The following is a 20,850-nucleotide window of genomic DNA, read 5'->3' on the forward strand; positions in this document are numbered from 1 at the left end:
TTAGATTCGCGGCATGGTCGACGTTGCGCGTGAGGGTTCGGTAGTCCGCATCACGATGAACCGTGCGGCGAAGCGCAACGCGCTGTCCGCCGAGCATCTGACCGAGCTGCTGGAGGCGTTCCGCGAGGCCGGTGCGTCGGACGCGGCCGGCATCGTGCTGGCCGCCGACGGACCGGTTTTCTCGGCAGGGCACGACTTCGCGGACGTGCACGCCCGTGACGAGGAGGGCGTGCGGCTGCTGCTGGAACTGTGCACGGTGTTGATGAAGACCATCCAGTCCGTGCCGCAGGTGGTGATCGCGCGCGTACAGGGGCTGGCGACGGCCGCCGGGTGCCAGCTGGTGGCGTCGTGCGATCTCGCGGTGGCGGCGGACACGGCCGGCTTCTCGCTGCCGGGTGGCAAGGCCGGCTGGTTCTGCCACACGCCCGCCGTGCCCGTGGCGCGGTCGATCGGGCGCAAGCGGTTGATGGAGCTGGTGCTCACCGGTGACGTGGTCGACGCGGCGACGGCGGTGGAGTGGGGGCTGATCAACCGCGCGGTGCCCGCCTCCGAGCTGGACGCCGCGGTCGACGACCTGCTGGCACGGGCGACGCGCGGCAGCCGGGCGTCGAAGGCCGTGGGCAAGCGGACGATCTACGCGCAGCTGGACCGGCCGGAGGCGGACGCGTACGAGATCGCGCTGGCCGTCATGGCCGAGACCTCGCAGTCCCCGTCAGCCAAAGAGGGACGGGCGTCGTTCCTGGAGAAGCGGCCGCCCGTGTGGCCCGACTAGTCGCGAGGAGCCTCAGCGCGTCGGCGTTCGGGCCCGGCTCCGCCTGGTAGATCACCAGGTACTGGCCGGGCGCCTCGCGCACGTCGAACGAGTGGTAGCTCAGGTTCAGCGGGCCGACCGCGGGGTGCACGAACTCCTTGGCGTCCTGGGTCTTCCCACGCACCTCGTGGTGTTCCCAGAGCTCCTTGAAGACCGGGTTCTGGTTGAGCTCCTCGACCATGTGCCTCAGGCGCGCGGACTTCGGGTCCGCGGTCTGCCGCAGGTGGGCGACGGTGCTCTGCGCGACCCAGTGCCAGCGCGGGTAGAAGCTCGTGGCGGCGGGGTCGAGGAAGGCCATCCTGGCCGCGTTGTCGGCGGGCGTGAACGGCTCGTACAGAGCCTCTGCCAGCGCGTTCGTGGCGAGTATGTCGAGCACCGAGTTCATCACGAACGCCGGCATGTCGTGCATCCCGCTGATGAGCCGCCGCAGTTCGGGGCTGACCTTGTCGGTCGCGTGGCCTTCCTCGGCGACGACCCCCGCGAGGCGGTGCAGGTGGGCGCGGGCGTCGGTGTCGAGCTGCAGCGCGCGGCTCAGGGCGTCGAGGACCTGCGCCGACGGGTTCGTCTCGCGGCCCTGTTCCAGCCGGGCGTAGTAGTCGGCGCTCACCCCGGCGAGCACCGCGACCTCTTCCCGCCGCAGGCCTTTGACCTTGCGCTGGGTGTGACTCGGCAGGCCCGCGTCGCGGGGGTCGACGCGGGCGCGGTGCGCTTTCAGGAACTCACCGAGCATGGTCCCGAGGGTATTCGTGCCCGGCCCCGTCTGCCTGGGTGTGCCACACCTAGGGAGAAGGTGTCCTGGTTGAGCCTGTTCTCGCGGACCATCGTGGTGGCCATGAGCAAAGTTGTGTTGATCAGTGGAGCTTCCAGCGGTATCGGTGAGGCCACGGCCCGTGTGCTGGCCAAGGCCGGGCATCAGGTGTTCCTCGGAGCGCGGCGGGAGGACCGGCTGGCGGCGTTGGCGTCCGACATCGGTGCCGCCTACGCGCCGTTGGACGTGACCTCTCGTGAATCCTTCCAGTCCTTTGTGGATGCGGCGGTCGAGCGGTACGGCCGCGTCGACGTCCTCGTGAACAACGCCGGCGTGATGCCCTTGTCCCTCATGGGCTCGTTGAAAGTCGACGAGTGGGACCGCATGGTGGACGTGAACATCAAGGGCGTGCTGCACGGCATCGGCGCGGTGCTGCCCCGGTTCGTCGGTGGTGGACACGTCGTGAACGTCGCGTCGATCGGCGCGCACATGGTCATGCCCACCGCCGCCGTCTACTGCGCGACGAAGTACGCGGTGTGGGCGCTGTCCGAGGGCCTGCGGCAGGAACGCGACGACCTGCGCGTCACCGTGATCTCTCCTGGTGTTACGGAGTCCGAGCTGGCGGACACCATCACCGAGGACTTCGCGGCGTCGTTGATGGAGGACTTCCGCAAGCTCGCGCTGCCCGCGTCGGCGATCGGTGACGCCATCGCCTACGCGATCTCGCAGCCCGCGGAGGTCGATGTCAACGAGATCGTCGTGCGACCGGTGGCCCAACGTTAGACACAGCGTTAGGCGCCGGTGGTCGAACCCGGCCTGAGGATCATCAGCACGGTGACCGTCGCCCACAACAGGTTGAAGATCCCCGTGTACATCGCCAGCAGCTTGACGTCCCTGGTCTTGAGGGCCTTCTCCTGGCCGGGCAGGATCTTCAGGGCCAGCACGAACGCGGCGGCGGTGGTGAGCGCGATCGACACGAGCACCCACGGGTGACCGGTCACGCCCATCACGCCGGCCGTCGCGAACCCGAAGACCGGCACGGAGATGCCGATCAGCGCGTAGACGCGGCAGATCCGGTGCAGCAGCTCGGGGTTGCCGCCGGTGGTGACGGCCTTCGGGAACATGCTGGCGGCGACCGTGACCGGGCCGATGGCGATGAGCGCGGCCAGGACGTGCAGCGAGAGGAACAGCTTGCTCACGCGGCCCTCCACGCGGTGCCGCGCCGCTCGTGGGCGAACAGCTCCTCGACCTCCACGGCCTTCTGCGCGCCGGCCAGGCGTTCGAGCAGGTGCAGGCCGAGGTCGACGCCGGACGTGACACCGGCCGCGGTGACGAGGTCGCCGTCGTCGACGATCCGGGCGCGGATGGCGTTCACCCCCATGGACTCCAGCGCGTGCAGCCCGAGGTGGTTGGTGGTCGCGTTCCGTCCCTTGATCAGGCCCGTCATGGCCAGCAGCAGCGATCCGCCGCACACCGTCGCGATGATCGCGTTCGTCTCCTTCAACTGTGGCCCGAGCGTGGCGGCACCTGCGCTGAGCAGCGCGAACGTCTCGTTCTCCTGGAAGGCCGCCGCGCCGGGGACGACGATGAGGCCGGCGCCGGGGTCGAGCCGGGCGGTCGCCCTGAGGGACAGGAGGTTCAGGCCCGCCCGGACCTCACGCGGACCCTCGGCCGTCACCAGTTCGGCCTGGATTCCGCCTGCTGTCAGCGTTTCGTACGGCCCGATCGCGTCCAACGGGTCGAAGCCGTCGAACAACACCACTTGAGCTTTCACTCCACCTACTCCTCGCGTCGGTGATCAAAACGGTAGGAGCGGAAGCCGTCCGGTGGAACTGGCTGGAATGCCATGTTCCAACGGATTCTCGCCAGCTACGGTGGTGGACGTGCACGAGGTGGCAGTGGTGGCGATGGACAGCGTGGTCCCGTTCGACTTCGCGACGCCGGTCGACGCGTTCAACTGGGTCGGGCGGTACCGGGTGCGGGTCTGCGGTCCGAAGAGGACCGTCGACGCGGGCTGTTTCGAGATAAAAGTGCCGCACGGCTTGAATATCCTGTCCGAAGTGGACACGATCGTCCTGCCCGGTCACGATCCGGACATGGTCGTGCCCAAGCCGGTGGTCGAGGCGTTGCGGAAGGCCGCCGCACGAGGCACCCGGATCGCGTCGATCTGCACGGGTGCGTTCGTGTTTGCGGCGACTGGGTTGCTGGACGGGCTCCGCGTGACCACGCACTGGCTGGGCGCCGAGGAACTGGCCGCGCGGTTTCCCGCGCTCGAGGTCGACCCGGACGTGCTTTACGTCGACAACGGCCAGTTCCTGACGTCCGCCGGCGCCGCGGCGGGGCTGGACCTGTGCCTGCACATGATCCGGCGCGACCACGGCTCGGCGGTGGCGGCCGACGCGGCGCGGTTCGCCGTGATGCCTCTGGAGCGAGAAGGCGGGCAGGCGCAGTTCATCGTGACACCTCCCGTGGCACCTCAGGGCGCGGAGCTCGAACCGTTGCTGCTGTGGATGGAGGCCAACGCCGCGCGCGACCTGACGCTGGAGGACCTCGCGCGGCAGGCGGGGATGAGCACGCGGACGTTGAACCGGCGGTTCCGCGACCAGACCGGCACGACGCCGTTGCAGTGGCTGCACCGGGCGCGGGTCCGCCAGGCGCAGCACCTGCTCGAGACGACGAGGGACCCGGTCGAGCTGATCGCGAGCAGGGTCGGGTTCGGCTCGGCCACGGCGTTCCGCGACAGGTTCAAGCGGATCGCCGGGACCTCACCGCAGAGCTACCGGGCGGCCTTCCAGCGTTAGGGCTGGGAGTGTTCGTGCAGCAGCAGGAGCGTGTAGGCGGCGATCGACTGCGCGTCGGTGATCTCGCCCGTCGCGATCATCGCCTCGAAGTCGGCGCGCGGGAACCACGCCGAGCGCATGTCCTGCTCCTCGGGCTCCCGCTCGTGGAAGCCCTCGGTGAGCTCCGTGGCGAGGAACACGCGGCCGCGCTGCGACGTCATGCCCGGCGCCACGTCGAGGATGCCGAGCTCGATCAACCTGCCGGCGCGCAACCCCGTCTCCTCGCGGAGCTCACGCCGGGCGAGCTCCAGGGGATTGGAGTCGGCGCGGTCCGGCGCGGTGCCCTGCGGGAACTCCCAGCGGCGCAGGCCGAGCGGGTAGCGGAACTGCTCGACGAGGCGGATGCGTTCGCCGTCGAGCGGGATGACCAGCGCGTAGTCGGGCTTGTCGACCACGCCGTAGATGCCCTGGGTGCCGTCCGCGCGGCGGATCGGGTCTTCCCTGACGGTCATCCACTGGTTTGCGTACACCTGACGGGTGCCGAGGCTTTCCACGGCACGGACCGTACCTAACGTCCGGATTCTGGACACACCCCGTAGCCTGTCGCGGTGCGTCTCGTCATCGCTCGCTGCCAGGTCGACTACGTCGGACGACTCACCGCCCATCTGCCGATGGCGCAGCGACTGCTGCTCATCAAGGCCGACGGCTCGGTGTCGATCCACTCCGACGACCGCGCGTACAAGCCGTTGAACTGGATGAGCCCGCCCTGCTGGCTGATCGAGGACCCGGACATCTGGACGGTGCAGAACAAGGCGGGGGAGAAGCTGATCATCACCCTCGAAGAGGTGCTGCACGACTCCAAGCACGAGCTCGGCCCCGAGCCCGGCCTGCGCAAGGACGGCGTCGAGGCCGACCTGCAGAAGCTGCTCGCCGAGCACGTCACCACCCTGGGCGACGGCTGGACCCTGGTGCGCCGCGAGTTCCCGACCCCGATCGGCCCGGTCGACCTGATGTGCCGCGACGCCGGCGGCGTCTCGGTCGCCGTGGAGATCAAGCGCCGCGGCGAGATCGACGGCGTCGAGCAGCTGACCCGGTACCTGGAGCTGCTGAACCGGGACCCGCTGCTGGCTCCGGTGCGGGGTGTGTTCGCGGCGCAGCAGATCAAGCCGCAGGCCCGCACGCTGGCCGAGGACCGCGGGATCCGGTGCGTGGTGCTGGACTACGACGCGTTGCGCGGGATCGAGCCGGACGAGTTCCGCCTGTTCTGACCTGTCTTTCCACGGGGAACGCGGTTGCCGCGTTCCCCGTTTGTATGTGCAAGTAGATCCTCGCATTTCAAATCATTCCTATTCGCCTGGAATGGAAGAATGGACAGATAGTTGACGAGTTCCGGCTACTTGCGAGTAAGGACTCGACAAAGCTGTGTTCCATTGTCTAGGTTCGGACCCCTCGTTCCGGCGCAATAGTCGAGGGTCGATCCTTGGGCAAGATTTTCATCAGCTACCGCAGTGCAGACGTGCCGTTCGGCGCCTCGCTGCTGGACGCTGCCCTTTCCGGCTATTTCGGCGCCGGCTCCGTGTTCCGCGACTCCAGATCGCTGCGACCCGGTGACGTCTTCGATCCCGAGATCATGCGTGCGGTGCGGGAAGCGGCCGTCATGCTCGTGCTCATCGGCCCCGGCTGGTGGGGCGAGCCGCCGGACGGCAGCGGTCCGCGCAAGATCGACTCGCCGGACGACTTCATCCGGCGGGAGCTCGTCGAGGCGTTCGACCACAACGTACGGGTGATTCCCGTGCTGATGGGCGTCGACCGGCTCAAGCCCGCTGACCTTCCCAAGGAGATCCGCGCACTCGCCACGCTGCAGTACTGCGTGGTGCGCTGGCGGCACAGCCATGTCGACCTCGAGTCGCTCGTCGCATCGCTGCGGGACATCGTTCCCGGCATCGAGGCCGCCGGGCCGCCCGCGCCGGAACGCTGGCAGGCGCATCGAGTCGGTGCCGTCTTCCACGGCAGGGTCGATGTCGCGGGGGATCTGAACATCAACTGACCTGCAACCGCAGGTCCACAAATGTGAGTGACAATGACTACGGCTGTCCCTGAGGGTGAGGCGGGGGCGGCGGAATCGCCGCTGCTGCGAATATCTGCCAGAACCAGTGTCGACGGCGCTTTGTCCGCGTTGGGTGTGCCGAACGCGGACAAGCTCGACGGCGCGCGTTCCGCGAAAATCGCGGAAAAGTTCGTCGGAACCACCGTGGTGTTCAACGGGCCCGCTTCGTTCGGCGGGAGTCTGCACGCCGGCGGAGGTCGGGCGAAACGCGCACCGCGGTCGTCGGGTGAGCCTCTCGACCACTCGAAGAATTACGTCGAGGAGTTCACCGGTGCCTTCGTCGAACCCGGCTGGTTCGACGACGCGTGCGCGAAGCTGTTCGATCGCAGGCTGCTCGTGCTGTCCGGTCCGAGTGGCACCGGCCGGTACACGGCGGCGCTGAAGCTGCTCGCCGAGGCCCTGCGTGGCACCGGTGCGCCAGTGGTGCGCCAGTTGCGCCCGGACATCTTCGCCGACGCGACCTGGGCCGTGACGGACAAGTCGGTCGGCTACGTCGTGCTCGACAACCTGCCGGAGGCCCGGCGCTACCGCGGGCGAAACCGCCGGTCACCGCCGAAGCCGTGGACGACGTCTGGCTGACCAGGGCAAGACAACAGCTGGAGGACTCCCACAGCTTCCTGGTCGTCGTCACCGGAACACCGCGCGGCCGCCTCGCCACGGCGTCGCGGCGGCACGAGTTCGTGCTGGAGAACCTCACCGCGCCCGACCCGCACCTGGTGTTCGACGCCAAACTCGAGGCAGCCGCGTTGCGCCGGCCGCTCACCGAGGTCCGGCGCCGGCTCGAGGGCACCGACCTGCACGCGCTGCTGACCGAACGGCCGCGGCCGGGGTTCGCGGTCCGGGCGGCCGACACCGTCGTGAACGCCGTGAACAACGGTGACGACCTGGCGACCGTCCTGCGTGAGCTGCGTGATCCCGGCGAGCAGGTGGCCGAGTGGTTCGGCGACACCGTCGACTTCGCGGAGATCTCGTTCGCCGTCGCCACCGCCGTGCTCGAAGGCTGTGGCTACCTCACGGTGTCGGACGCCGCCGCCGAGCTGCACCGGACGCTCGCGGGCAAGTCGGCCGAGCCGGTCACGCACATGCGGCGCACCATGCGCACGGACCACACGTGGATCGAGCTTGCGATCGGCGACGAGCCACTCGACGGTGAGGTCGTCCGGTTCCGCAATCCCGACCTGCGGCTGGCCGTGCTGGAGCACGTGTGGCACGAGCTCGACGGCATGCGCACGGCGATCCAGGAGTGGCTGCGCGGCATGGCGGGCCACTCCGACGTCGAGGTGCGGGCGCGGGCGGCGACCGCGGCCGGGTTCCTCGCAGCCGGTGACCTCTCGCACGCGCTGCACGCGTTCCTGCTGCGGTGGGCGGAAAGCGAGTCCCCGGAGGAACAGCAGAGCGCCGCGATCGCACTCGGCGTGGTCGGTCGCCGGCGTGAGCACACCGGCCGGGTGTGGCATCTGCTGCGGGAGTTCGCGGCGCACGCGCGGCACCGGCCGGAGTCGCCGTTGTCGCACACGGCGGCTCGCGCGGCGGGTGGCCTCATGGGGCTCGACGACCCGGCGAGCGCGTTGCACCTGGTGCGCGAACTGCTCGGCACGGACGACTGGAGCCTGCTGCTGCCGTGCGCGTTCAGCGTCGCGCGCCTGGTCGAGGACGGTGCCGCCCGGCAGACCGTTCCGGAGCTGCGCGCCTGGTCGGACGCCGCGGGTCGCGGTGACCTCGCGGTCAAGGTGCTGACCGCGTTCGTCATCGCGGCGCGGCCCGCTCCGCTGGGAGTGGCGCACCCCGGTGCCCACCGTCCACAGTGGCCGGTGATGATCCGCGACGAGGGGGATCATCCGGACGACATCCCCGAGCTGTGGTCGAGGGCTCTGTCCCACCCGCGGGTCCGGCATCTCGCGTTGAACGCGCTGAGGGACTGGTTGCGGCTCGCCGACCGCGATCGCCGTGCGTACCCGGCAGTGCTCGACGTGCTCGCGGGGATCGCGGACATCGGCGACCACGAGGCGAACGACCTGTTGCACCAGCTGGAGATCTGGGCGACGGACCCGAGAGACCCGTCCGACGCGGCGGCGGACGCGCACGACGACCTGATCGACGCGGAGGAGGCGACGCGATGAGCACGTTCAACCCGATCGTCGAGGAGCTCACGCCGGGCCTCGTGCGGCTGATGGACCGCCTGAAGTCACCCGCGATGGACACGGCGCTGGTGCTGGAACCGGTCAGGGGCGAACCGGTGCTGGTCAAGGCAGGCGAGGTGGTGCCGGGCAGGTTCGTCGGCCGCTACCGCAAGGCCGTGCTGGTCGACCTGAAGACCTACCAGCTCGCCTTCACCGACGAGATGCCGAGCGCGGACTCGTCGATCCTGATCTCCGCCGACGTGGTGCTCAACTGCCGGGTCGCCGACCCGGTCGAGGTGACCCGCAGCGGAATCCGCGACGTCACCGCGGCGTTGCGGCCACACCTCGCCAGGGTGATGCACGGTGTTCTGCGCGATTACGACATCTCCCAGCTGCGCGAGGCCAACGTGGCGGTGCTCGACCAGCTGGACCGCGTGCGCCGCGGGGGAGGGTTCGCGCTGGGCGACTTCCACGTGATCCTCTCGAGCCGGTCCGGGTACCTGGAGGCCACCAGGGACAAGCGCATCGAGGGCGTTCGCCGCAGCGCGATGCGCGAGGTCGTCGACGGCGGGCACGCGGAGCTGATCGCGCAGCACCTGCTGAAGAACGACAACGACCCGACCTCGCTGCTCGCCGCGGAGGCGGAGGCGGCGGACCGGGACAAGGACCGCATGGTCGACATCCTGCGGGTCTCCGCGGAGGACGAGTCCGACCCGGTCGACAGCAGGGAGGTGAAGCGCCGGGCGTTCGGCAAGATCCTCGGCGACCCGGAGATGCTGAAGGGCACGACCGAGGGCCGCCGGCGCCTCGGGTCGCGACGAGAGCACCTGGCCGCGGCCCGCGACGGCGCGCGACCGGCCGAGATCTCTTCGCCGCCACCGGAATCGCCACCACCCGCAGGCGTTGCTGCCGAGCCCGCCGCCGGACGCGGTGAGCCGCCACGACGTGTCAGCAGACTGCGTGGCTCCGCGGTGGACCGGACGCGCGACGGCGGGAGTGGCTGATGGCCATGTGGCACACGGAGTCCGACGGCCTGCAGGCCATCGGCGTGTGGACGGAGAAGAAGCCGGGGCTCGGTGAGGACGCGGACCCGTTGCTGGTGCACCAGATCTCCGCCGCGGAGGGCCTGCTCGCCGTGTTCGACGGCGCGGGTGGTGCCGGCGCGGGCACGGCGGGCAGGACCGAGGACGGCACCGAGCTCAGCCACGCCTGGGTCGGCTCCCGGTTGGCCAGGGCGCTGGTCGAGGACTGGTTCGTCGGCACCGGGCGCGCCGACGAGACGTTGCGCGACCACATCGCCGCCGGCCTCGCGTCGGTGCGCCCGGCCGGCCGCCGCAAGATCCTCGGCACGATGCGGCGTGAGCTGCCCAGCACACTGGCCGCGATCCACTACCGGGTGCGGCCCGACCACGTCACGTGGGTGGCGTCGTGGGCCGGCGACTCCCGTTGCTACCTGCTGGATCCGGAAACCGGTCTGCACCAGCTCAGCCGCGACCACACCGACTCGTCGGACGCCCTGGAACTGCTGACCTCCGACCCGCCGATGACGAACATGGTGTGCGCGGACCGGCGGTTCGAGGTCTCCCAGGAACCCGGTGCCCGCGACCTTCCGTGCCTGCTCGTGTGTGCGACCGACGGCTTCTTCGGTTACGTGACAACGCCGGCGCAGTTCGAGCACCTGCTGCTGCGCAGCCTCGGGAGCGCGCGGAGCCTCGCGGACTGGGCCGCCGCGATCTCCACCGCTGTCACCGGCTACACCGGTGACGACGCCTCACTCGTGGTCCTGGCGCTGGGTTTCCCGACCTTCGAGCACCTGCGGGACGCGGTCCGGGTCAGAGCCGACGAGCTCAGCCGCGCCCTCACCGCGGTCAACACGGTCGCGGAGGACGACCTCGAAGGGCTGGTCCGCGAACGCGAAGCGGCGTGGTCGATCTACCGGGAGAGCTACGAAACCCTGATGCCAGAAGGAGAACCGCGGTGAAGCTGGGTGCGGTGCTGCGCGGTTACGAGATCGTCACCAAGCCGACCAACGCGGACGCGGGCCAGTGCGTCTGGGCGTTCGCGGAGAAGGACGGCCAGGAGTACTTCGTCAAGGAGTTCCTCGATCCCAAGCGTCCCGGCTCGATGGCGGATCCGGAGGACCGGGTGTTGCTGATGGCGCAGTGCGAGGAGTTCGAACGCCGGCACCGGTCGGTCATCGACCGGATCGACCCGGACGGCCCGCACGCGGGAAACCTGGTCGTCGCCAGGGACTTCTTCTTCGAGGGCACTCGCTACTACAAGGTCACCGACCGGCTGCATCCCGCCGAGCTCGACGCGCCGCACGAGCTGACCTCGTTGCAGAAGACGGTCCTGCTGAACACGCTGATCGACAGCCTGCAGCTGTTGCACAGCCTTGACATCGTGCACGGTGACCTCAAACCCGACAACATCCTGATGCACAAGCCTTCGTCGCGCGGTCTCTTCACGGCGAAACTGATCGACTTCGACGACGCGTACCTGTCCGGCGACCCTCGCGATCGCGATGTCATCGGCGGCGACGTGGTGCACGGCGCGCCGGAGTGGTTGCGGTACATGAGGGATCCGTCTGTCGGCCCGGACCGGCTCACCACCGCCGTCGACGTGTTCGCGCTCGCGCTGATCGTCCACCGCTTCCTCACCGGAACGCCGCCGGGTGTCCCGAGCGGGTTCGACTCGGCCGCGGAGGCGGTCAACGGCGGCGCCTCCCTCGCGTTCGACCCGCGGCTGCACCCGGTGTTGCTCGCGATGCTCCTGCGGGCGACCGACGCCGATCCGGCCCGCCGCCCGAGCGTGCGGGAGATCGGCGACGTGCTGGGCACCGACGGGGCGGTCGAACTGGTTGCCCACGCACCGACAACGGTCGTGGCGGCGCCGGCGAAGACGGGACGGTTGCGCATCAACCTCAAGGGCGCGGCCGCACCAGACCACATCGAACCCGCGACGCGCCCACGTGCGTCGCGGCTGCGCATCAACCTCAAAGGGAAAGGCCCGGCCAGTTGAACCAGAGTCTGCAGTACGCCGTCGACATCGTGATGTGCATCGACGCGACCGCGAGCATGGGTCGCACGCTCGACCGGGTGAAGGAGAGCGCTCTGTCGTTCCACACCAGGCTCGCCGCGTCGATGGAGGAGAAGGGCAGGTCGATCAGCCAGCTGCGGCTGAAGGTCATCGCGTTCCGCGACTTCGGCGACCGTGCCGACGACGCGATCGAACAGACTGGCTTTCTGACCTTCCCCGACGGGGCGACGGAGTTCGAGCGGTTCGTCCGCGGCCTGACCGCCACCGGCGGCGGTGACGTGCCCGAGTCGGGGCTGGAGGCGCTCGCACTCGCCGTGCAGGCGCCGTGGGAGACCGGCCTGGACCGGCGCCGGCACGTCATCGTGCTGTTCACGGACGCGCCCGCGCACGAGCTGGGCGACCCGCGGCAGACCTCCGCGCGGACCTATCCGCAGAACGCACCGGGATCGCTCGCCGAACTCTTCCAGCAGTGGGGCCACGCGCGCAGCCAGAACGCCCTGATGGAGAACTCGGCGAAGCGGCTGCTGCTGTTCGCGCCGGAGGACCAGCCGTGGGAAGCCATCGCGGAGGAGTGGAACCACACGCTGTTCTTCCCGTCCGAGGCCGGGGAGGGGCTGGAGGAGTGGGAGATGGACGAGATCATCAACACCATCGCCAACAGCCTCTGACGGGCGGGCGGATGGTGTTCGGTTTCGCGAGGAGACCCGAGGACGACGAACCGGTGCCGCCCGGCTGGTTCGCCGACCCCCTCCGGCTCTTCGACCGTCGGTACATCGACCAGGACGAGCGGTCGACAGGGCACGTGATGGTGCAGTTGTGGGATCCGAAGCACGGACCTGATCCGCAGGCCGAGTTCTGGCTCAGCGGCCGCACCGCGGCGTTGAGCCTCGTCGGCGACCGGCTGGTGGTCCTGTCGCACGCGGACCGGCACCGGCGCGGGTCGGCACGGCTCACCCTGCCGAGCGACGCGTGTCAGTTGCTGGTCGAGCCCGACGGCGACGACCTGCGGGTCATCGTGCGCTTCGAGCTCGGCTTCGGTGAGTCGCCGACGATGGCGCGGGGCATGGTGTACCTGCTGTTCCATCCAGACCAGGAGGCGGCGCTGCGGCGGTGCGCACGACTCCTGCACGGCGGGACGGCCGAAGTCGAGGAGATGCCTCCGTTCCTTCGCGTGGAGGAACCTTCCGGGGCGGTTGAGGTCGCGCCGGTGGTGGTCGAGGTCGCGCCGGTGGTGGTCGAGGAGCCGGTGGTGGCGAAGCCGGTTGCCGCGCCGCCGTCAGTGAGCTCACTGCCGCGGCTGGTGACGCGCACCGCACCGGACTCCGCCGACTGGATCTGCTTCCGGCCCGGCCCGGCACACGCGCTCGTCACGGTGGACCGCTGGGAGGTGGAGCGGTCGTGAGCGCCTGGCAATGCGGGGACTGCCACACCAACAACGTCGCGGGAGCAACGAAGTGCAGGACGTGCACGGGTACCACGCGCAAGGTCGAGGTGCCCAAGCCCGTACCCAAGCCGGTACCTCCCGCCGTGCCGAAGAAGCCGCAACCCGTGGCGACACCGTCCACGGTGCGGCGGTCCACGGTGCCGATCTCCGTGACACCAGCGCCACCGCCACCGCCACCACCGCCTCGGCCCGCGCCGCCGCCGTTGCGGTCGGCGCCGCCTGTCCGGCCGCCGACCCTTCCTCCCGCGCCGCCGGTGTACCGGCCACGCGGGCGGAGGCGGTCGTTCTGGACCATCCGCCGCAAGCGAACCGCGAGGCTGGTCATCGGCGGGTTGCTCGCCCTGATGTTCGGGCCGTCGCTGCTCAACCACCTGGCCCGGATCGAGCTGCCAAGCACGGCCTCCGACGCGACGACGGCCGCCGGTGCCGCTTGTCCGGCCGCGGTGACCCAGTTCCTGCCCGGAGGCGGTTACGGCGCGACCCTCGTCACAGCGGGGCAGACGAACAAGCACGTGATCACGGTGTGCCGCACCGCCGCGGGCGCGTTGTACTACGACGGCCAGGTCAAGGGGATGCCCGCCGACGCCACGAACCACATCATGCTCGCCGCGACAGCCACTCCCACCGGCTGTGTAGCGCACAACGCGCCGTACAGGTACGAGATCAACGGCGGGCGAATCATCGTCACCAAAGCAGGATCGGTGATCATGGAAGAGACGCTGCGCCCCCTCTGAGGCCCTGCCTGCTCCTTCGATGAGCGCCCCGGATCAGCTCATGGTTTCGTGATCACGAACACCGGGTAAGAACTCGCGCACCTGGAGTACTGTCCTCTCCTGGTCGGTGATGTTCGACTTTGTTTGAAATTCGGGGAGGTGGGCTCGTGCCGACGTCGGTGTTGGCCGAGGCGGACCTGCGGCTGGACGCGGGACCGATCGACTACGCGTTGCTCGTCATCTATTTCGTCGTGGTTCTCGGCATCGGCGTGATGGCGCGACGATCCGTCTCCTCCAGCCTCGACTTCCTGCTGTCCGGGCGGTCGTTGCCGGCGTGGGTCACCGGTCTCGCGTTCATCTCCGCGAACCTCGGCGCGCTAGAGCTGATGGGCATGACGGCGAACGGCGCGCAGTACGGCATGGCGACCGTGCACTACTACTGGATCGGCGCCATCCCCGCGATGGTGTTCCTCGGTCTGGTGATGATGCCGTTCTACTACGGCTCCAAGGTGCGCAGTGTTCCCGAGTTCATGCGCCGCCGGTTCGGCAAGCCGGCTCACCTCGTCAACGCCATCAGCTTCGCCGTCGCGCAGATCCTGATCGCGGGCATCAACCTGTTCGCGCTGGCGGTGATCATCGACGCGTTGCTCGGGTGGCCGTTGCCGGTGTCGATCTGCGTCGCGGCGCTCGTGGTGCTCGCGTACACGACGCTCGGTGGCCTGTCCGCCGCCATCTACAACGAGGTCCTGCAGTTCTTCGTCATCGTGGCCGCGCTGGCGCCGCTCACGATCATCGGCCTGATCAAGGTCGGCGGCTGGCAGGGGATCGTCGAGAAGGTCACGGACCAGGAACAGCTCTCGGCCTGGCCCGCCACGGAGCTCACCGGCATCAACAGCCCGGTGTGGAGTGTCATCGGGCTGGTGTTCGGTCTTGGGTTCGTGCTGTCGTTCGGCTACTGGACGACGAACTTCGCCGAGGTGCAGCGCGCGATGAGCGCCAAGTCGATGTCGGCGGCCAAGCGCACGCCGATCATCGGTGCGTACCCGAAGGCGCTCATCCCGGCGATCATCATCATCCCCGGCATCATCGCCGCGGTGATCGTGCCGGAGATGGCACAGCTCAAGGCCGGTGACACGAGCGGTGGTGTCGCCTACAACGACGTGCTGCCGTTGTTGATGCGCGATCTGTTGCCCAACGGCATCCTCGGCATCGCGATCACGGGTCTGCTGGCCAGCTTCATGGCCGGTGTGGCGGCGAACGTCAGTTCGTTCAACACCGTCTTCACGTACGACCTGTGGCAGGACTACATCAAGAAGGACAAGCCGGACGAGTACTACCTGCGCATCGGACGTCTCGCCACGGTCGGTGCGTGCGTTCTGGCGATCGGCACGGCGTTCATCGCGGCGGCGCTCGGCGGGTCCAACATCATGGACTACATCCAGGCGCTGTTCTCGTTCTTCAACGCGCCGCTGTTCGCGACGTTCATCCTCGGCATGTTCTGGAAGCGGATGACGCCGACCGCCGGCTGGGTCGGTCTGCTCGCGGGTACGTTCACCGCGATCTTCATCTACGCGATCTCGGAGCCGTCGTTCGGCATCGAGCTGCTGGAGCTGCCCGGTCAGGGTGCGAGCTTCCTCGGCGCGGGTCTCGCGTTCGTGGTCGACATCGTCGTGAGCGTCGCGGTCACGATGGTCACGCGGCCCAAGCCGGACAGCGAGCTCGTCGGGCTGGTCTACAGCCTGACGCCCAAGAAGGACAGGGCGCACTCCACCACCGGTGAGGACGCGGGCTGGTACCGCTCGCCCGCCCTGCTCGGTGGCGGCGTGCTGGCGCTGACCACCGTTCTCTACTTCATCTTCGGCTGAGGGAGGTCGCCATGAGGTTGTTCGACCTGCGATTGATCATCGGTTTCCTCTTCGGCCTGTACGGCGTTGTACTGGTCGTCATCGGCTTCGGTTTCACGACCGAGGAGGACCTGGAGAAGGCCGAAGGGGTCAACATCAACCTGTGGGCCGGCATCGCCATGGTGGTGCTGGCGGCGTTGTTCGCCGCGTGGGCGATGCTGCGGCCTCAGTTCGCGGACAGGGACAAGCAGCCGCTCAAGGAGCTATGACTGCGGACGACCAGGGTAAACAGGGTTGAAGGCCTCGATCGTCCACGCGTCGAGCCAGTTGACTGCGCGGCGAATTCGGTTTCGCACGTCTCTCCTTCTGTCGGGGTCTTCACCCTGTACATCGCGTTGATCTTCTGAATCGTTCCCGTAGCTGTGGGTGACATGTACCACGGCACAACTCGGGGTACCGCCCACGAACGCGCGGAAAGGTCGCTACCGTGCACGTCGTGCCTCGTTTTCGTGCCACCGCCGTGGTCGCCGCTGCTGCGTTGCTGATGGCTGGTTGTGCGACCGGTCCGGGTCTCGCCAAGACCAACTCGCCGCGCCGCACCGTGCAGGCCGGTGCGGACGCGACGTCCACCGACCCGTCGGTCAAGCAGTCCGCGCAGCCGAACAAGCCGGTCGACCCGGCATTCGCCGCCGAACGGCTCCGCTTGATCAACCCGTGCGCGTTGATCGAGAAGGATCTGCTGGAGACGGTCGGCACGCCGTCGCGGTACACGAGCAGCTCCTACACGCGCTGCTCCAACTACATGAAGGACAAGTCCGGCAAGACGCTCAACCTCACGCTGGACATCGGCTACTCGCTGACGTCGACCGAGCTGAGGAACGCGACCAAGCAGATCGCCGGTCTCAAGAGCGGCGAGCAGAAACTGAGCAACTCGTCGTGCTTCATCACGGCCGTGACGCAGGAGAGCCCCGCGCACGCCGTGCGGATCCAGGTGAGTACCGGTAGAGACGGCTCCGAGGCGTGTGCGCCTGGGCGCAAGGTGCTCGAGGGCGCCGTGCGTAAGCTCAGGGGCAACCCGCAGAAGTACACCCCGCCGAAGGGCTCGCCGGTCGAGGTCGACCCGTGCGCGATCGTCGACAAGGCGACGCTCGCGCCCGTGCTCGGTGCCTCGCCGCGCGTCTACCCGTTCGGCCTGCACCAGTGCTCGTGGTCGGGGCAGAGCGCGCAGATGCAGATCGAGTTCAAGACGGCGCGCATCCCGAAGGACGGCAAGTTCGACTCCAAGTCCGTCGAGACCGATCTCGGCGGTGGGGTGAAGGGCTACCAGGCGCTCAAGGAAGGTGCGTTCCCGACGTGCGAGGTGGTCGTCGTGCGCACCAAAGGCCAGGATGACGCGGGTGAGATCGTGGAGTTCATCGTCGCGGCCTCGAAGGAGAAGGAACTGGACCGTTGCCAGGCGGCGCAGGCGTTCGCCAAGGCGGTTCTTCCCAGCCTGCCCCAGGCCTGACCGAGGCCGGGCAGGGGCTGAAAGTTCTTCGAGTACGCGTTAGTGTCGAGGTTACTGGCGAGTACCTGGAGGGCCCCTATGACGCAGACCGCTTCGGACAGCGCGCTGTCGGCCGATGGCGAGCAGCGGCGGTTCGCATCACTGGACCCGCGCACGGGCGAGGTCGTCGCCCACCATCCGATCCACACGGCCGACGAGGTCGAGGACGCGGTGTCCTCGGCGCGTGAGGCCGCAGCGTGGTGGGCGGGCCTCGGTTTCGAGGGACGCCGGACCAAGCTCGACGCGTGGCGCAGAATCCTGTCGCAGCGCTCCGACGAGTTCATCGCGCTGATCAGCTCGGAGACCGGCAAGCCCGCCGACGACTCCCGCGTCGAGATCGCGCTGGTGATGGACCACCTGCACTGGGCCTCGCGGCACGCCGGGCGCGTGCTGGGCAAGCGGCGCGTCTCCTCGGGCATGCTGATGTTCAACCACAGCGCGACGCTCGAGTACCGGCCGTTGGGCGTGATCGGCGTCATCGGGCCGTGGAACTATCCCGCGCACACGCCGATGGGGTCGATCTCCTACGCGCTCGCCGCCGGCAACGCCGTGGTGTTCAAGCCGTCGGAGTTCACGCCGGGCGTCGGCACGTTCCTCGCGTCGACGTTCACCGAGGCGGTGCCGGAGTACCCGGTCTTCCAGGTCGTCACCGGTTTCGGTGAGACGGGTGCGGCGCTGTGCGCGGCGGGGGTCGACAAGATCGCCTTCACCGGTTCCACGCGGACCGGCAAGAAGGTCATGGCCGCGGCCGCCGCGACGCTGACGCCGGTGCTGGTCGAGTGCGGTGGCAAGGACGCGCTGATCGTCGACTCGGACGCCGACCTGGCCGCCGCCGCCGAGGCCGCCATCTGGGGCGCGGTGTCGAACGCCGGCCAGACGTGCGCGGGCGTGGAGCGGATCTACGTGGCCGAGGACGTGGCCGACGAGTTCACCGAGATCGTCGTCAAGCGCGCGAAGAAGCTGAAGCCGGGCGGGGAGGCGACCGCGAACCTCGGGCCGATCACGATGCCGTCGCAGGTGGAGATCATCCGCGAGCACGTGCAGGACGCGCTGGACCGCGGTGGCAAGGCGCTGGTGGGCGGGCCGGAGTCGATCAGGCCGCCGTACGTCGAGCCGGTGGTGCTGACGGACGTGCCGGAGGACTCGCTGGCGGTCACCGAGGAGACGTTCGGGCCGACCGTGGTGATCAACCGGGTGCCGAACGCGCTGGAGGGCGTGCGCCTCGCGAACCAGTCGAAGTACGGGCTGGGTGCCGCCGTGTTCTCGAAGTCGCGCGGCGAGGAACTGGCCGCCGAGCTGCGGGTCGGGATGGTGTCGGTCAACTCCGTGCTGACCTACGCGGCGGTTCCCGGGCTGCCGTTCGGTGGCGTCGGCGACTCCGGGTTCGGGCGCATCCACGGCGAGGACGGGCTGCGCGAGTTCACCTACGCCAAGGCCGTGACGAAGCAGAAGTTCGCGTCGCTGATCGACATGGCGACGTTCGACAGGTCTTCCATGGCGGGCAGGCAGATGCTGCGCCTCGCGCGGATGCTCTTCGGTCGCTGAAGAGCACCCGCGCGGCCGCGCCCTACGCGCCGAGCTGCTTCTTGAGGTCGTCGAGGACCACGTTCGCGGCGAGCACGCCGAGGCCGAGGAAGTAGGTCTCGTCGAGGACGGGCTTGGCCTTGCCGGCCTTGACGGCGTTCAGGCCGCTCCACAGCGGACCGCCGAGCACCGAGGCCTGCGCGGTCTTCGCCGGGTCGCCGTAGGTGGAGTAGACGACGAAGTCGGCGTCGGCCTTGGTGATCTGCTCCGCGCTCACCTCGGCGGCCAGCTCGTCCACCTGGGACGGCGACGGCTGCGGGATCTTGGCGTCGATCAGGATCGTGCCGATGAAGGACTTCTTGGCGTACAGGCGGATGCGGCCCGGCATGAAGCGCAGGGCCGTCACGGTCGGGCGCACGCCGAGCTTCTTCTCGATGGCGGTGCCGGTCTCGGTGGCCTTGTTCGTGTAGTCCTCGAGCATCTTCGCGGCGTCGGCCTGGCGGTCGAGCGCGGCGGCGTTGAGGAGGAAGTTCTCCTTCCACACGTAGCCGGGGCGCACCGAGAAGACGGTCGGGGCGATCGCCGCGAGCTTCGGGTAGAGGGCCTCCGCGCGCAGCTGCGAGCCCAGGATCAGGTCCGGGTTCAGCTTCGTGATCGCTTCGAGGTTGAGGTTGTTGGTCGTGCCGACGTTCTCCGGCGTGCCGCCCTTGTCGCCGATGTAGGACGGCATGGTCGGCGAGCCGTCGGTGTAGGCGATGCCGACCGGCTTGATGCCCAGCGCCACGACGTTGTCGAGTTCACCCGTGTCGAGCACGATCACCCGTTCGGGCTTCTTTTCGAGCTTGGTCTCACCCATCGCGTGCTTGACCGTGCGGGGGAACTCGCCGGGCTTCGCGGTCGTGCCGAAGCCGTTGCTCAGCTCGGTGGCCTTGCCGAAGTCCTCGCCGCCCTGCGCGACGGTCGGTTTGTCCGGCGTGCTCGAGCAGGCCGTCAGGGTCAGGGCGACTGCGACCAGCAACGCTGCTGTCTTCGACACGACGTTGTTCCTCCACTACGGAACGTGATGTTGACCTGCGGTTCTTAGGGCGGCCTAACGGTACCGGTGTCCTTTGCCCGTTCCGAGTGTCAGACCCCCGGAGTAAGAAGGAACACGGTCACCGACTCCTGGGAAGGGCAGCTCGATGAAGAAGATCATCAATGATCCGGAAACCGTGGTGCAGGACGCGCTGCGGGGGATGCAGGCCGCCCATCCCGATCTGCTGACCGTGCACCTCGACCCCGCGGTCGTCGTGCGCGCGGACGCCCCGGTGCGGGGCAAGGTCGCGATCATCTCGGGAGGAGGGTCGGGCCACGAGCCGTTGCACGGCGGGTTCGTGGGGCGCGGCATGCTCGACGCGGCCTGTCCGGGCGCGGTGTTCACGTCACCGACGTCGGACCAGGTCCTCGACGCGGTCGTGCGGACCGACGGCGGCGCTGGCGCGTTGCTGATCGTGAAGAACTACACCGGTGACGTGCTGAACTTCGAGATGGCCGGCGAGCTCGCGGAGTCCGAGGTGCGCAGCGTCGTGGTCGACGACGACGTGGCGGTGAAGGACTCGCTGTTCACGGCCGGTCGCCGCGGCGTCGGTGGCACGGTGCTGCTGGAGAAGATCGTGGGCGCGGCGGCGGAACGCGGTGATGATCTGGCGGCGTGTGAGGCGCTGGCCCAGCGGGTGATCGCGTCGGTGCGCTCGATGGGGCTCGCGCTGACCTCGTGCACGGTGCCGCACGTGGGGGAGCCGAGCTTCTCGCTGGCCGACGACGAGATGGAGATCGGCATCGGCATCCACGGCGAGCCGGGCCGTCATCGGGTGCCGGCCGGTACCGCGTCGGAGATGGTGTCGGCGTTGCTCGACCCGATCCTGGAAGACCTGCCGTTCACGTCGGGCGACCGGGTGCTGCTGTTCACCAACTCGATGGGCGGGACTCCGTTGATCGAGCTGTACTTGGCGCATGGCATCGCGGAACAGTTGCTGGCTGATCGGGGGATCACCGTGGAACGCAGGCTCGTCGGCCCGTACATCACCAGTCTGGAAATGCAGGGCATGAGTCTCACGCTGCTGAAGCTGGACGACGAGATGGTCGAGCTGTGGGACGCGCCGGTGCACACGGCCGCACTGCGGTGGGGAGTCTGA

23 protein-coding genes are annotated in these 20,850 nt (G+C 68.8%); 18 read left to right on the forward strand and 5 right to left on the reverse strand.

The window, feature by feature from the left end; all coding sequences use genetic code 11:
* Positions 1-13 precede the first annotated feature (13 nt).
* Positions 14-772 (forward strand): enoyl-CoA hydratase-related protein, encoded by a 759-nt coding sequence (locus tag ACRSBM_RS02905; protein WP_434439446.1) that lies wholly within the window; start codon positions 14-16, stop codon positions 770-772.
* On the opposite strand, the gene ACRSBM_RS02910 is transcribed toward ACRSBM_RS02905, so the two are convergent.
* Complete coding sequence (locus ACRSBM_RS02910) at positions 687-1,541, reverse strand: helix-turn-helix transcriptional regulator (protein ID WP_434439448.1); 855 nt, start codon at positions 1,539-1,541, stop codon at positions 687-689. The genes ACRSBM_RS02905 and ACRSBM_RS02910 overlap by 86 nt on opposite strands.
* A gap of 102 nt (positions 1,542-1,643) precedes the next feature.
* On the opposite strand from ACRSBM_RS02910, the gene ACRSBM_RS02915 reads away from it, so the two are divergent.
* A complete protein-coding gene (locus ACRSBM_RS02915; protein WP_434439449.1) occupies positions 1,644-2,342 on the forward strand; it encodes an SDR family oxidoreductase in 699 nt (232 codons plus the stop codon).
* 8 nt (positions 2,343-2,350) lie between these two features.
* Here ACRSBM_RS02915 and ACRSBM_RS02920 read toward each other — a convergent pair whose 3' ends face one another.
* Positions 2,351-2,758 (reverse strand): hypothetical protein, encoded by a 408-nt coding sequence (locus ACRSBM_RS02920; protein WP_434439451.1) that lies wholly within the window; start codon positions 2,756-2,758, stop codon positions 2,351-2,353.
* A complete protein-coding gene (locus tag ACRSBM_RS02925) occupies positions 2,755-3,333 on the reverse strand; it encodes a DJ-1/PfpI family protein (protein ID WP_434439453.1) in 579 nt (192 codons plus the stop codon). The genes ACRSBM_RS02920 and ACRSBM_RS02925 overlap by 4 nt, the downstream gene beginning before the upstream one ends.
* 109 nt (positions 3,334-3,442) lie before the next feature.
* On the opposite strand from ACRSBM_RS02925, the gene ACRSBM_RS02930 reads away from it, so the two are divergent.
* Positions 3,443-4,360 (forward strand): GlxA family transcriptional regulator, encoded by a 918-nt coding sequence (locus tag ACRSBM_RS02930; RefSeq protein WP_434439455.1) that lies wholly within the window; start codon positions 3,443-3,445, stop codon positions 4,358-4,360.
* On the opposite strand, the gene ACRSBM_RS02935 is transcribed toward ACRSBM_RS02930, so the two are convergent.
* Positions 4,357-4,893, reverse strand: coding sequence for an NUDIX domain-containing protein (locus ACRSBM_RS02935; protein WP_434439456.1), 537 nt, complete (start codon positions 4,891-4,893; stop codon positions 4,357-4,359). The genes ACRSBM_RS02930 and ACRSBM_RS02935 overlap by 4 nt on opposite strands.
* A gap of 54 nt (positions 4,894-4,947) precedes the next feature.
* On the opposite strand from ACRSBM_RS02935, the gene nucS reads away from it, so the two are divergent.
* The 14 genes from nucS (at position 4,948) to ACRSBM_RS03005 (ending at position 18,697) form a co-directional block, all read left to right on the forward strand.
* Positions 4,948-5,607: an endonuclease NucS gene (gene nucS, locus ACRSBM_RS02940; RefSeq protein ID WP_434439458.1), complete on the forward strand. Its 660-nt coding sequence runs from the start codon at positions 4,948-4,950 to the stop codon at positions 5,605-5,607.
* 212 nt (positions 5,608-5,819) lie between these two features.
* Complete coding sequence (locus ACRSBM_RS02945; RefSeq protein ID WP_434439460.1) at positions 5,820-6,386, forward strand: toll/interleukin-1 receptor domain-containing protein; 567 nt, start codon at positions 5,820-5,822, stop codon at positions 6,384-6,386.
* Positions 6,387-6,419: 33 nt separating this feature from the next.
* Positions 6,420-7,025, forward strand: coding sequence for a hypothetical protein (locus ACRSBM_RS02950; RefSeq protein ID WP_434439461.1), 606 nt, complete (start codon positions 6,420-6,422; stop codon positions 7,023-7,025).
* Entirely contained in the window at positions 7,007-8,566 is a 1,560-nt protein-coding gene (locus tag ACRSBM_RS02955) for a hypothetical protein (RefSeq protein ID WP_434439463.1), read from the forward strand. Before ACRSBM_RS02950 ends, ACRSBM_RS02955 begins: the two co-directional genes overlap by 19 nt.
* Complete coding sequence (locus tag ACRSBM_RS02960) at positions 8,563-9,570, forward strand: hypothetical protein (protein ID WP_434439464.1); 1,008 nt, start codon at positions 8,563-8,565, stop codon at positions 9,568-9,570. Before ACRSBM_RS02955 ends, ACRSBM_RS02960 begins: the two co-directional genes overlap by 4 nt.
* Entirely contained in the window at positions 9,570-10,547 is a 978-nt protein-coding gene (locus tag ACRSBM_RS02965; protein ID WP_434439467.1) for a protein phosphatase 2C domain-containing protein, read from the forward strand. The genes ACRSBM_RS02960 and ACRSBM_RS02965 overlap by 1 nt, the downstream gene beginning before the upstream one ends.
* Positions 10,544-11,587, forward strand: coding sequence for a protein kinase domain-containing protein (locus tag ACRSBM_RS02970; RefSeq protein WP_434439469.1), 1,044 nt, complete (start codon positions 10,544-10,546; stop codon positions 11,585-11,587). The genes ACRSBM_RS02965 and ACRSBM_RS02970 overlap by 4 nt, the downstream gene beginning before the upstream one ends.
* On the forward strand, positions 11,584-12,273 hold the full coding sequence (locus ACRSBM_RS02975) for a vWA domain-containing protein (protein WP_434439471.1): 690 nt from the start codon (positions 11,584-11,586) through the stop codon (positions 12,271-12,273). Before ACRSBM_RS02970 ends, ACRSBM_RS02975 begins: the two co-directional genes overlap by 4 nt.
* Positions 12,274-12,284: 11 nt before the next feature.
* Positions 12,285-13,007: a hypothetical protein gene (locus ACRSBM_RS02980; RefSeq protein ID WP_434439473.1), complete on the forward strand. Its 723-nt coding sequence runs from the start codon at positions 12,285-12,287 to the stop codon at positions 13,005-13,007.
* Positions 13,004-13,783 (forward strand): hypothetical protein, encoded by a 780-nt coding sequence (locus ACRSBM_RS02985; RefSeq protein WP_434439476.1) that lies wholly within the window; start codon positions 13,004-13,006, stop codon positions 13,781-13,783. The genes ACRSBM_RS02980 and ACRSBM_RS02985 overlap by 4 nt, the downstream gene beginning before the upstream one ends.
* A gap of 146 nt (positions 13,784-13,929) precedes the next feature.
* Complete coding sequence (locus tag ACRSBM_RS02990) at positions 13,930-15,627, forward strand: sodium:solute symporter family protein (RefSeq protein WP_434439479.1); 1,698 nt, start codon at positions 13,930-13,932, stop codon at positions 15,625-15,627.
* Positions 15,628-15,638: 11 nt separating this feature from the next.
* Positions 15,639-15,875: a hypothetical protein gene (locus tag ACRSBM_RS02995; RefSeq protein WP_434439481.1), complete on the forward strand. Its 237-nt coding sequence runs from the start codon at positions 15,639-15,641 to the stop codon at positions 15,873-15,875.
* Between the two features lie 227 nt (positions 15,876-16,102).
* Entirely contained in the window at positions 16,103-17,113 is a 1,011-nt protein-coding gene (locus ACRSBM_RS03000) for a hypothetical protein (RefSeq protein WP_434439484.1), read from the forward strand.
* Between the two features lie 78 nt (positions 17,114-17,191).
* Positions 17,192-18,697 carry an aldehyde dehydrogenase family protein gene (locus tag ACRSBM_RS03005; RefSeq protein ID WP_434439487.1) on the forward strand — a complete coding sequence of 502 codons (1,506 nt, stop codon included), beginning with the start codon at positions 17,192-17,194 and terminating at the stop codon, positions 18,695-18,697.
* A 22-nt stretch (positions 18,698-18,719) separates the two neighbouring features.
* Here the strand turns inward: ACRSBM_RS03005 and ACRSBM_RS03010 are convergent, their stop codons facing one another.
* On the reverse strand, positions 18,720-19,712 hold the full coding sequence (locus ACRSBM_RS03010) for an ABC transporter substrate-binding protein (protein ID WP_434439488.1): 993 nt from the start codon (positions 19,710-19,712) through the stop codon (positions 18,720-18,722).
* Between the two features lie 145 nt (positions 19,713-19,857).
* Here ACRSBM_RS03010 and dhaK point away from each other — a divergent pair, with 145 nt between their 5' ends.
* Positions 19,858-20,850: a dihydroxyacetone kinase subunit DhaK gene (dhaK, locus tag ACRSBM_RS03015; protein ID WP_434439491.1), complete on the forward strand. Its 993-nt coding sequence runs from the start codon at positions 19,858-19,860 to the stop codon at positions 20,848-20,850.

It is taken from the genome of Lentzea xerophila, assembly GCF_051094245.1.
GTDB classification, from domain to species: Bacteria; Actinomycetota; Actinomycetes; order Mycobacteriales; family Pseudonocardiaceae; genus Lentzea; species Lentzea xerophila.

What these genes read in the sequence shown, in the direction of transcription:
- ACRSBM_RS02950 (WP_434439461.1), top strand. Translation starts at nt 6,420, where the DNA reads ATGACTACGGCTGTCCCTGAGGGTGAGGCGGGGGCGGCGGAATCGCCG.
- ACRSBM_RS02915 (WP_434439449.1), top strand. Translation starts at nt 1,644, where the DNA reads ATGAGCAAAGTTGTGTTGATCAGTGGAGCTTCCAGCGGTATCGGTGAG.
- ACRSBM_RS03005 (WP_434439487.1), top strand. Translation starts at nt 17,192, where the DNA reads ATGACGCAGACCGCTTCGGACAGCGCGCTGTCGGCCGATGGCGAGCAG.
- ACRSBM_RS02980 (WP_434439473.1), top strand. Translation starts at nt 12,285, where the DNA reads ATGGTGTTCGGTTTCGCGAGGAGACCCGAGGACGACGAACCGGTGCCG.
- dhaK (WP_434439491.1), top strand. Translation starts at nt 19,858, where the DNA reads ATGAAGAAGATCATCAATGATCCGGAAACCGTGGTGCAGGACGCGCTG.
- ACRSBM_RS02995 (WP_434439481.1), top strand. Translation starts at nt 15,639, where the DNA reads ATGAGGTTGTTCGACCTGCGATTGATCATCGGTTTCCTCTTCGGCCTG.
- ACRSBM_RS02960 (WP_434439464.1), top strand. Translation starts at nt 8,563, where the DNA reads ATGAGCACGTTCAACCCGATCGTCGAGGAGCTCACGCCGGGCCTCGTG.
- ACRSBM_RS02905 (WP_434439446.1), top strand. Translation starts at nt 14, where the DNA reads ATGGTCGACGTTGCGCGTGAGGGTTCGGTAGTCCGCATCACGATGAAC.
- ACRSBM_RS02910 (WP_434439448.1), bottom strand. Translation starts at nt 1,541, where the DNA reads ATGCTCGGTGAGTTCCTGAAAGCGCACCGCGCCCGCGTCGACCCCCGC.
- ACRSBM_RS02965 (WP_434439467.1), top strand. Translation starts at nt 9,570, where the DNA reads ATGGCCATGTGGCACACGGAGTCCGACGGCCTGCAGGCCATCGGCGTG.